This window comes from Methanobacterium sp., from assembly GCA_012838205.1.
Taxonomy (GTDB): domain Archaea; phylum Methanobacteriota; class Methanobacteria; order Methanobacteriales; family Methanobacteriaceae; genus Methanobacterium.
On record DUPR01000050.1, the window covers coordinates 1 to 11,836 of the forward strand.

The following is an 11,836-nucleotide window of genomic DNA, read 5'->3' on the forward strand; positions in this document are numbered from 1 at the left end:
ATTATCTGACCATGATTAAAATTATATAAACATGTGTCAAAACAGTTCCACACAATTATACACTTATTATCTGCATCTGGGATGCCCACACTAAAATATTAACTAGATTTTTATAACAAAAATTGAATGGGAGAGCCTTATTTGAAGAAAAAGTCTTATTTGAATAAATATATTCTTGTTACTATTTTTTTAGCGGTTATCATTCTAGCCATCACCCTGTCTTTTGGCAGTGCCAAAATTGAAACTAAGCATTATGAAAATGATGAGATTTCATTCGACTATCCTGCCAACTGGGAGCAAACTCTAGGAGGAGAATCCCAGCTGGTTGCATTTAATGATCCTAAAACAGGAATGAACGTCACTGTCAGCAGACAAGCCAAACCTTCCGGATATAAAAATCCAGAAAATTTCGTGCCTGAACTCATCAAACAAAACAAGAGCGAATATGAGTTTGTTTCCTCGAATAATGCCAGTTTAAAAGAAAATGAGGGTTTTGAGAATACATATAAGATTAATAAAAACAATACCACAACCGAATATAAAGAGTTATGGGTTAACACCAACGGAGCCCTCTACAGTATAATATTCGAGTACCCTCATGAAGAATTTAATTTATGGTCCCTATTTAAAGGTTCAGAAAGTACTGCAGCCTTCGATGCTGTTAAGAATAGTTTAAACATAACTTCCAGAGAACTTGAAGAAAACCCGATATCTGGATCAATTTACATCCCCTCACAGGGAATAAGATGGGATGTGCGAAATGACACAATCAACATCGCCAATGGAGTGTACCGGTATCCTGAAAGTTTTTATCCCGGTGAAAGTGGAACTGTTGGGATTATGGGCCACCATACACAATTTTCAGCCCCATTTGCAAATATAAACTTGCTTAAAGTGGGAGATGAAGTTATCATAGATGATTATCTGACTCAAAAAAGATATGTATATGAAGTATATCACAATGGAGATATAAACTGGGATTATAAAGTTCATCCAGTTCAGTTCCCTGAGGGAAAATCGGAATTAACTCTGGTAACTTGCTGGCCGCCAGGTTTTATGTTAGCTGCCTGGATTGTGCACTGTAAACTAGTTTCAATTGAACCATTAAATTAAAGTGATTAGAATCCTAATAAATAAAAAAATGAAGGTGTGAATATAATATGGCAGATACTGTTATAGTTGGATCATTGATTTACTCCCATGTAATCCCTATAATACTTGCATTTATAGGAGTTATACTGCTTTGTACTGGGATAATGGACCGGAAAAAGAATTATACCATTGCTGGGGTTGTTCTTTTCTTTGCTGCTGGTACTGTGCCATTTTTAGTATTGCCCTTGGTATTAGGATCATAAAAAAAAAACACTTTTTTCTTGTAAGTTATACAAATTCTTGGATTTATAAAAAATACTTAGAACGTTTCTCCTGGATTTGTTGCAGGTTGCCATTAAATGCACCCTTTTTTTCCAATTTAAAAGATGCGACTATGGAGGCGAAAATTCCACATTCCTGTGGGTCAGATACTCCCTGTCTTTTGAATGCATAGGCGGCTAAGTAAGTGTCACCAAGACCGGTTGGGTCGGCAGTTTCCTTAGGGGGAAATGCAGCTATTCGGTAGATCCTATCTAAATCTTGGGAGTAGATGACAGATCCTCTACTTCCCCTGGTGATAATCACTTCTTTCGGCCCATATTTGGAAATATCTTGTAGGGTTTCATCTAGGGATAGTTGAAGTTCACCAAGTATCACACCGGCTTCAACTTCATCGAGAAACAAAAAATCAACACATCTTAAAAAATCCTTGTAACCCTTCCAGGGTTTTAAGACAACTTCATATCCTTTAAAGTGGCGAAGATAACCTTGCGCCCCTAAATATACTGGTACGCCTGTCTTGGAAATGTATTTTAATGTTTCAAGGGGCACGTCATAGGGGGATAGTGGTGAAACTAGAACAGCGTCAAAGTCGCTGATATCTATTCTGCGAATATGGGATGTTTGGATGGGGTTTCGGGGAATGCAAGCCCTTTGAATCCGGTGATTGGGATCATCATCCGGATAGAAGTTCTCAAATTCCATGGTTTCATCCCCCCATAAGGGTAATAACTCAATATCTGGGGGGAAATTTTTCAGCAAGTCTGAATCATCCATTCCCACGGTCACAGCCGCAGTCACATCGGATTTGAAGGCTGACAGGACACTTGCCTGGTAATAGACTGGTCCTCCTATTTTTTGGTGTTTTGAACCACTGGTTAGGATGGTATCACAAGTTACTGGTCCTACAATCAAAAATTTAGCCATGAAAAATAGTTTGGGTGGGATTGATTAATAAGTTTAGGTATAAAAAAGGGGGTGGGTGAGTTCATCAAAAGGTAGGGCAGTTTTTTTAGAAAACTGGTTTGATTTTTCCTTGATGGAGTGCAGTTCCCACCAGAACGTTATCTATAATCTTCCCATCCAGTTTTAGGATGTCTTCGGCAGTAACCCCTCCTCCGAATATGATGGAACTTTCAAGCCCTGCGAAATGATTTAATAATTTCCAATTTATCCCACCTTCACATCCTACATTGGAAATATCCAAAATTATTATCTGGAGGGGTTGGTGTTCTGTCAGGATTTTCCTTAAACTTTCAAAATCAATTTTGATATGTTTTGTGTAGATTCTATTATCAACTACATCAATACTGATGATTATACGTTCTTTGTCACACTGGCGTAATATCCTGTCAAGATCATCCAGTGTTTGCAATGTTTCGGTGGCTACAATCACTTTATCTGAAACTTGAAGTGCCTTTTCTACTGAGTCTGGATCAAAGGCTCCTGAGTCCAACATGACTGGTAAGATTTGATTGACCTTGTTCACTAGGTCACGGTTGGAACCTTCACCTTCAATGGCATCTAGATCAGCAATGTATATCTGTGATGCCCCTGCTTTTTTAAGTGCCTCAGAAATCTTTAGGGGATCTGATGAAGAATGGAAGACTGTTTTCAGGGGCTGATATTCATCCCGGTTACCTGATTTTCCAGATACTGCAATTCCATTTTTTATGTCTAAAACAGGTATTATCATAAAGGGTCACCATGATAAATTAATTATATAACTAAAAAAGTGTCAAGTAATATGGTATACTCATTCAATCTTTAATTAGTTATCGAAAAATGATGACTTAAAAATGGGTGTTCACTTGCATACTTGAAGTTTTTTTAGTATAATTTTGAGTGTTCATATAAATATTCCATGCAAGAATTCATGGTGGATATGATTTACAGAGAAATGCTCCTGAATAAAATGGACGGAGATCTAAAATGTTAAGTAAAGACGATATAATGGAACAAGTTCAGGAAAAAAATATTGAATTCATCCGTTTATGGTTCACAGACCTTAACGGTGTTTTGAAAAGCTTTGCAATTACCAATGATGAACTTGAAAATGCATTTGACCGTGGGATGGGTTTTGACGGTTCCAGTATCACTGGTTTTCAAGATGTTGAAGAGTCAGACATGATTGCCATGCCTGATCCAGAAACTTTTATTATTTTACCTTGGAGACATGAAAACTTAGTGGCCAGGATGATCTGTGATGTTTGCACACCCCAGGGCCAACCCTATGAGGGTGATCCTCGTAACATCTTAAAAAGAGCCCTTGAAAAGATGGAAAAAATGGGTTTTGATCACTTCTATGTAGGCCCAGAACTGGAATATTTTTACTTCAAATCCTCAGAAAAGCCTGAGCCACTGGATAAAGGAGGATACTTTGACCAAGCACCCCTGGATTTGGCATCAGATCTGAGGAGAGATACTGTTTTAGCCCTTAAAAAGTTAGGAATACGGGTGGAATATTCTCACCACGAAGCAGCCATATCCCAACACGAAATTGATATGAGATATGATGATGCACTGAAAATGGCAGATAACATGGTTACTTATCGGCTGACAGTTAAGGAAGTTGCCACCCAACACGGAGTGTATGCTACTTTCATGCCTAAACCTTTAAATGATGAGTATGGTTCAGGAATGCACACCCATCAATCCCTTTTTAAGGGAGATACTAATGCTTTCTTTGATGATAGTGACCCTTACAATTTATCAGATGTTGCCCGTTCTTACCTGGGAGGGGTTCTTAAATATTCTAAGGAAATAACATCCATTCTCAACCCCTGGGTTAATTCATATAAACGGTTAGTGCCTGGCTTTGAAGCTCCAGTTTTCATTGGATGGTCCAGGAGCAATCGCTCTGCACTGGTAAGAGTTCCACATTATCAGCCTGGTCGAGCAGAAGCTACTCGTATTGAGATTCGCTGCCCTGATCCTTCAGGTAACCCTTACCTCCAGTTGGCTGTTACTCTCATGGCGGGATTGCGAGGAATAGAAGAAAATTGCGAAGTGGCCGAGCCCATGGAGTTCAACTTATATGATCTGAACGAAGAAGAAAGGATTAAAAGAGGCATTAAAACACTACCCTCCTCTTTACAGGAAGCAATCCGGTATTCAGAAAAATCCGAACTAATGAAAGAAGTTTTAGGACCTCATTCATTTAAAAGGTTTATAAAGCTTAAAAAGATGGAGTGGAATGAATTCAACCGGCAAGTAACCGATTATGAGATCAATAAGTACTATCCTCTACTTTAAATATATTTTTTAAAAAAAAAATGTAGGCTTAAAAAAAAAGGTGTTGGTAGTACTTATATAGTCTTGACTTTGTCAACCCTCTACCATGATTAGTTTTCCAGTTGTGGGATCCTGATACACTGTTCCCTTTTTTGCGTATCCTTCCCCAGATCCTGACTTGGTTTGAGGCGTTTCGTTAAGTTCCTGACCTTGCTGGATTTCGGCCACATTTTTCATGGCTTCCATAGTCCTTTGACGTTCTTCCTGAGACATGTCTGCGAAAACCACGTTCTGCATATTCCAGGACATGACGAGAAATATTAAAAATCCAACTGACAGTACTAGCATGGCATCTACCAAGTTGGCGGATCCTGCCATTGGGTCTTCGTCTTGACTATCACTTAACCTGCCACGTTTACGTCTTACCATGGTCCATCACCTCCAGTGTAGCTTCACAGAGAGCATCCAAATTGGATAAGTATTCTTCATACCATCTTCTCCTAATTTTGGATATAACATAAGCAATACCACCGGCTGCTAATCCAACAACTGTTGTGTCAAAGGCTATTATAATAGCTTGTGCTAGAGTGTTTATATCCCCTGAACCTAAAGCTGCCAGGCCCGGACCCATAGGTATCAGTGTTCCCATTAAACCAAGAGTAGGACCTAAACGAGTTACTATATCTGATTTCTCCAGACTTTTTGCTGCTTTATTCTCTTCACTTTCAAGCAATTTCCTAGTTAGGGCTTCTCTGGATTTCGTGCCCATTTCAGGGTGGGATGCAATTTTAATGATGATGTCCTTGTAACCTCGGGGAACATCACTATTTTCCATTACTTGCATAATCTTATCTGGTGTCCCTGGATTGGAGATATCGGTAATAATTTGTTCTATTTGTTCCGTGCTTACCCTTATTCTGTTAGTATATTCTGATATCAGGCCACCGAAACTTATTATGGCATAAAGCATAAAGACCAAAAGTCCCACAATAACCGGAATAAGAAGACTCTGGGATATAACATGTAAAATTGCACCTAACATTTCACTGCCTGGAACTGCTACCATTAGATCACCTGTGTATTTTCAATTAAAAATTTTTTTTTTGTTATTTTTGATTTGTCCCTGATGTCTGATTTACAAAAGGACTGCGCTTGCGTGTTATGTAATAGCCAACCACTACAAGAGCAGCTACAGTTAATAAGGCATAAGAGAATGTCCAGATATCTGGAATATTGATCGGACTCATCTGATGACTTAAAACCGTACTGATATTTGGAATTACTATGGCTGATGTTAAAAAGTAGAAACCTGCAAATAGCATGAAATTACCCAGTAAAACAGGGTAAGGTTTATTCAATGCACGCCCTATGTACCCTGAAACCAGGTAACATACGGTCATGGTTATCATTAAAAAAGCTGCTGCGTACTCTCCCACTACAAATGCAGAAACCCCAATCATAGGGGAGGCAATTATTATGGCTGCAACAGCTGCTCCGAAACAACAGGGACATGGAGCGAGCATAGCCAAACAAGTTGCACTAATGTTGTCTTTACTGTGTATCTTCCACTCCTTAAGAGTGTGAAAACCGGCATAAAGAATTATTGCAGCCATCGCAATACCTAAAACAGAACTATAATCATAAACAAATCCTTGGAGTTGTTCAACGAAGCCTCCCGCAATATAAGTGAGTAAAAGAATACCGCCACCATAACCTAATATTATTGCTGCGGTTATTTTCTTGGAAAGACCGGCAAAACCCATTGCCAGACCGATTTTTATACCAAAAACCATTACTATCGAGAGAATTCCTAGTTTCCATAATAATTCCATCATGTTAATCACATTTTCTCATAAGGACTTATAATGCTAATCATTCTAAGATTTAACAATTGAACTTATAATATTTTCGATTTACTAAGTATTATTACTTTTCAGGGGAAATAAAGACCATGTGTAATACTTTGACCATGTAAATAAAAAACAGCCATTTTTAGTTAAATAATACCCAAAAAAAGGTAAAAATGGGGAATATTTATTTTTTGAAAATGGCCCCACGGAAATAACCAAATCCAACCAAGCCCACCAATATCAACACACCCACAATAGCAGCAATAGGCATGCTGGACTGGCCTGAAGATTGTGAGCTTGCTTGTGAAACTTCGTATGCACTATTTTCCCCATTAGTGCTTTGTTCATCTGATTTAGAGGTTTCTTGAACAGTGTTTATATCTCCAGGAGAAACAGCACTGGATGATGAACTTGCATCATTGGCCTGTCTACTGCTACTAGTTTGCCCACTACTTTGACCTTTCTGGCTAGTTTGCCCACTAGTACCAACACTGACCACTTCACCAGTAGCAGACATCAGAACATCAGCAAACTGTTGTAGCTGAGCTCTGCTCAAGGAAGAGCCTACTACCATGTACTGGTTAAAAGCCAAATTTCCGCAAGTGTGATGGCAACAAGAAACTCCAAATTCGTTAACAAGTTCCATATATTTGTCTTTTAATGTACTTAAGAGCTGTGGGTCAGCCTGCCACATGCCCCTTCTGGAAGCTTCAATAACCCATCCCAGCATACTTTGAGTGGAATAGGCTTGATAATCACTGTTTGCAGTGAACCGATCAGTCAATAAGTTTTGAGCAACCAATGTCCACATCTGGTTAGAAACACTTCCGGTGGTGGCATGTATGCCAAATAAATTTTCATAACGAGATGCATACTCCACCCAGCCACTTGCCGTGCCAAACAGTGCATCTTGGTAGGCTGGGTTTAAAAGCTGGGATCTTATCTCCAGTTCAACTTCTTCTTTTATTGTTCTGGTTATAACATTATTTTTGTTTCTAATATCTGCCAGTATGGCATCAGGATTTCCACCTAAACTAGTTGATGCGAGGAACATTCCACCAAACCAGTCATAGTAGTCATCAGTGTCCAGTAATCTCCAAGTACTATCAATGGTCTGAGTTACCATGTCCATGTTTCTTAGTAAATACTGGAAAGTGTTCCTATTCTGACTAATTTGGATACCGTCATCAGTTGATCTCCAAGCGTAAGAAACCCGGGAAAGATATACACTGGCCAGATCATCACTGGTACTCCATTTACTGGTATTAGGTACCAAATCACAGACACCAGTTCCTTCTAAAACCAGCCCTCTGAGACCAAATACACGATCTAGAGAATCATTTTCAAGAAGATGTTTTTTAATGTAATTTTCTTTATCAGTTTCTCCTGGAGCATTTGCAGCCAGTTTAACAGCATTGTTCATGAGGTTGATCCAGATCTCATTTCCAGTGACTGCTGTGGTGAAAACATCAATACGAGGTCTTTTCATGGTAACACCGTCAATGGTGATGGTCAAGTCTTTCAGTGGAATTAAGGTGGGAGTACTCTGTACATCCCCATTGCTATTCCAAATCGGTTGAACACCTAAAAGGTACAAAAACTCACCAATGGCAATGCCATCAGTTCGTAGTAGTTCAGTGCCCCACATGACCATTCCAATGGTTTCTGGGAATTTTCCATGTTTTTGGTAGTAGTCAACAATTAGTTGGTCTACTAATATTTTTGCTGTTTCCCATGCTGCCTTAGTGGGCATTTTCTTAGGATTAGCACTGTAGAAATTTTTACCAGTTGGTAAAACATCGGCATAGGCTGGATCAGCCCCTAAACCAGCTGTGACAAATCCACCGCTAAGGGCGTTTAAAAGATTCTCCCATTCCTGGTTTGCTCTTATTTTGTTAATGATTTGTTTGCAATATTGTAAGTCATTCAGTAAATCAGTGCTGATGACATTGAAACTGGTTGGTTCATCACCATTCACTATTCGTTCTATGTAATCCCTAATCTGGTTATCTATGGCATCTAACTCATCTGTATACAAGGTTACTTTGTTCATGTCATAATAGCTAACTGTTATTCCTGGGTAAAGTTCAGTTTTCATGTGATCCATGATATCAGTCATGGATGATACTATTGTGAAAACTTCTTCCACTAGTTCATCACCAGTTAGAACTTTCCCGAGGCTATGCAAACCGAGGGGTATGATATCCTTTTCGATTTCATGTAACAATAGATGGATTTTATCCAGCCATTCTTCAAAGTTTTGTCCTGTTGCCTGTGATTGTAGGCCTAATTCATTAACTTTTACGGTTATCTGTGTTACTAATGCTGGTAAAATCTGGTAGTTACCCACGTTCAAAGCGTTTTGATACTGGTGTATCAAGTCATGCACAACTATCAAATCACCGTACAAACCAGAACGGACCATGGCTGGTGTCATGTGATCTATTATTAATGCATTAGCCCTATCTTTAGCAACTAAACCTTCTCCAGGGTTGGAAACTATGTAGGGATTGATGTTAGGTATGTTAGATAATTGGAATGGCCAATCATCTTCCTGTAACCCTACATGCCTTCCGGGAAGCCACTCCAGGGTTCCATGAGTTCCAAAGTGTATCATTACATTAGCATTGAAAACTTCTTCCAGCCAGTTATAAAATGCTATGTACTGGTGGTGTGGTGGTAGATATTCATCATGGTAATCCTCAACTTCTTCCCATCCTCTGCTGGGTTGTACTGTGATGAACACATTACCGAACATTATGCCTGGAATAACGATTGACCCTGATGAAACCATGATATCGCCCAAGGCATTACCCCACTTTTCTATGACTTGCTGTTGCAGGACTGCTGGTAACTGGTTAAACCAGGACAAGTATGTGCTTGGATCAACCAATTGACCGTTGATTTGCAGTTTATCTCGGTACTTATTTACATATTGATCTAGTAGGGGCTGTGCCCAGCTACCTTTGTTACCGAATTCAGCAACTAGAGTGTACAGTTGATTGGGGGTGGGTATTTCTTCGGTTCCAAGATCATAACCCTCATATTTTAGTTTTGTTAGAAGGTCATGCAAGCTCTGGAAAACATCCAAGTATGATGCTCCCATTTCAGCTTTTCCTGGCGGGTAATTGTAGAGAATTATGGCTATTTTCTTTTCAAAATTGGATAATTCTTTGAGTAAGGCCCATTTGTTGGTTAAAGTTACTATTTTTTGCACTCCCGCGTCTAAAGGATGTTCTATGCCGTTTTCATCAGTGTAAGATATCACTACCGGACTGAAAATCCCTTCAAAGTAGGGGTAGGTCACTGCGTAGACCCATTCTGATTGAGCCCCCAGAGGATTAGTTAAACTATTCATATTGGATAACTGGAGGGCTTTGATGACCTCTAAATTAATTTTTTCAAGTTCACTTAAGGCACCATTGTCAGCGAGATTTGCGTAATTAAGTGAAAAACTGTACAATGATGTAATTGCAGATATTCCCCGACCTAATGGCCCGTTACCATCTTTTCCAATAACTAATTCCATTAGTAAGCTACTTGCTGAAGGAGTTACTTCGCGGGCAAACAGGTTTAAAACTGCTCGACCTTGATTCTCATATTCTTTTATTAGGGCGTTAATAGTTTCCCCACCCGGACCGTAACTGACTATTACTATAAAAGGACTGGTTATGTCGGTTTTAGTGGCGTCATACCAATTTTCAAATTCCTGGTAAACGGTATTTCTTGATGTTTCTGACCAGTTGCTGTAATCTTCTTTCGTCCAGATTAAACTACCATCAGGTGTATATCCAAAATTGGATTCTATCCATGCTTTAATCTGTTCTTGCGATGGGAAAGCAGCTATTACTTTAGTTGGATAGTCTGGATGGTACAAACCCCAGTTAGGTGTAGCCATTATTGGGCTTTTCCCGTTCTGAGTGGGATTAATGGTCGTTTCACCGAGTAAATAATAGATATATTCTACCATGTACTGGAAATTGGTTTGAATTGCATCATCCGTAGCCAAATCATAGTAGGAACCCATATAAGTGTTTTCTAGAGTGTTTTCAGTATCGCTGGTGTCATGGCCACCTAACATGTGTAGTCCATCTCCACCATAAGGGTCTGTGTCAGTGTCACATGGGAACCCATGGGCATGGGAAATCATATAATTAGCGTTGGCCGGGCTTTTTAAGAGTTCATCATACCATGAGTCTCCCCAACCTGATCCTGGCATCGTCATGTCCAGGTATGCGAAATTCACGTACTCCACTATCCAGTCATTATCTGAAGTACCATACCATCCATCAATGTGGATTAATCTGCGATTATTGAGCATTTTGATGGCGGTTGCTTTTTCAGGGTGTGAAAATATCATTGCAATATCTGGCATGAAAGTGTGGTTGAGTTGGGTTTCTGGTATGGGAGTACCGGTGGGGATGACGTTTTTAAAATAGGTTTTGTATGTTGAGTACGCTATTTCCACCTTGAATTCTGTCAAAGTCGATAAAAAGTAGATATCATATTCTCCATTCTGATTAGTGGTTCCGGTGGCAATTATCGAGTTATCGGCGGGATTTTTTATAGTTACTGCTGCCCCTTTAACTGGAATAGCATCAACTAGCTTAGTGTAGGTTCCAGAGCTTTCATTGTAAATTTCTTTTACTATCCCGTAAATTCGGGGATCTTGATCACATTCTAAGTTATTGATTGCAACACTTTGATTATCCGTTGAATTCAACGGATTTGTATCAACATTCCCCTTTATTTCTTCTGCTGATACTGCTCCACACAGGAGTAATGCAAAAACAATTGTCATCACCAAAAAAATCGTTTGTTTTTTCATGATTTTCACCAACTTTTTTAAGCAAATACCAAATAAATCAATAATACTTTATAAAAATTAATGTTTACTTTAATATAAATATTTCTAATATCTTTGAAAAATCAGACCAAGTTTGCATAACATGAATTCCAATGGCTAACCAAATGCAATACAATCGCACCAATAGTGACCATAAAAAATTCCTTGTTCCTAAAGAATAGCTTAATGAAATAGAGTCCTCTTAAATTATAATTAAATAATTATAAAAAACCAGTTTTATTTTTGATTTAAAAAAAAAAGGTTATATGCCCCAAAAAAATAAATGGGGGAAATTTTATGGTTATTTTTTGAATATAGCTCCACGGAAGTAACCAAATCCAACCAAACCCACCAAAATCAACACACCCACAATAGCAGCAATAGGCATGCTGGATTGTGGAGTTGAAGAATTGTTCTGGGATACTTCATAAGTTTTAGAAGACCCATCAGTACCCGCAGTCTCAGCAGACTCAGCTCCAGATTGGGATTCAGATGCACTTTGATCTCCGCGTTCTGTAGCTCTTTGACTTCCAGA

General features: G+C 38.9%; 10 protein-coding genes. 3 read left to right on the top strand and 7 right to left on the bottom strand.

Annotated features, from left to right (window positions below):
* Window positions 1-159 precede the first annotated feature (159 nt).
* Window positions 160-1,113 carry a class E sortase gene (locus tag GXZ72_07780; protein HHT19443.1) on the top strand — a complete coding sequence of 318 codons (954 nt, stop codon included), beginning with the start codon at window positions 160-162 and terminating at the stop codon, window positions 1,111-1,113.
* A 47-nt stretch (window positions 1,114-1,160) separates the two neighbouring features.
* Window positions 1,161-1,355 carry a hypothetical protein gene (locus GXZ72_07785; GenBank protein HHT19444.1) on the top strand — a complete coding sequence of 65 codons (195 nt, stop codon included), beginning with the start codon at window positions 1,161-1,163 and terminating at the stop codon, window positions 1,353-1,355.
* A gap of 43 nt (window positions 1,356-1,398) precedes the next feature.
* On the opposite strand, the gene GXZ72_07790 is transcribed toward GXZ72_07785, so the two are convergent.
* Together GXZ72_07790 and GXZ72_07795 are read right to left on the bottom strand one after the other, a co-directional pair.
* Window positions 1,399-2,298, bottom strand: coding sequence for a carbohydrate kinase (locus GXZ72_07790; protein HHT19445.1), 900 nt, complete (start codon window positions 2,296-2,298; stop codon window positions 1,399-1,401).
* An 85-nt stretch (window positions 2,299-2,383) separates the two neighbouring features.
* Window positions 2,384-3,067 carry a HisA/HisF family protein gene (locus GXZ72_07795; protein ID HHT19446.1) on the bottom strand — a complete coding sequence of 228 codons (684 nt, stop codon included), beginning with the start codon at window positions 3,065-3,067 and terminating at the stop codon, window positions 2,384-2,386.
* A 236-nt stretch (window positions 3,068-3,303) separates the two neighbouring features.
* On the opposite strand from GXZ72_07795, the gene GXZ72_07800 reads away from it, so the two are divergent.
* Window positions 3,304-4,626, top strand: coding sequence for a glutamine synthetase (locus tag GXZ72_07800; protein ID HHT19447.1), 1,323 nt, complete (start codon window positions 3,304-3,306; stop codon window positions 4,624-4,626).
* A gap of 72 nt (window positions 4,627-4,698) precedes the next feature.
* On the opposite strand, the gene GXZ72_07805 is transcribed toward GXZ72_07800, so the two are convergent.
* The 5 genes from GXZ72_07805 to GXZ72_07825 all read right to left on the bottom strand — a co-directional run.
* Window positions 4,699-5,034, bottom strand: coding sequence for a DUF2149 domain-containing protein (locus tag GXZ72_07805; protein ID HHT19448.1), 336 nt, complete (start codon window positions 5,032-5,034; stop codon window positions 4,699-4,701).
* Window positions 5,021-5,671, bottom strand: a complete 651-nt coding sequence (locus tag GXZ72_07810; GenBank protein HHT19449.1) for a MotA/TolQ/ExbB proton channel family protein — start codon at window positions 5,669-5,671, stop codon at window positions 5,021-5,023. The genes GXZ72_07805 and GXZ72_07810 overlap by 14 nt, the downstream gene beginning before the upstream one ends.
* 40 nt (window positions 5,672-5,711) lie before the next feature.
* Complete coding sequence (locus GXZ72_07815; GenBank protein ID HHT19450.1) at window positions 5,712-6,440, bottom strand: DUF2162 domain-containing protein; 729 nt, start codon at window positions 6,438-6,440, stop codon at window positions 5,712-5,714.
* 199 nt (window positions 6,441-6,639) lie between these two features.
* Window positions 6,640-11,256, bottom strand: coding sequence for a cobalamin biosynthesis protein CobN (locus GXZ72_07820; protein HHT19451.1), 4,617 nt, complete (start codon window positions 11,254-11,256; stop codon window positions 6,640-6,642).
* 346 nt (window positions 11,257-11,602) lie between these two features.
* Window positions 11,603-11,836 (bottom strand): hypothetical protein (locus GXZ72_07825; GenBank protein ID HHT19452.1); only part of this gene is annotated, 234 nt, incomplete at its 5' end.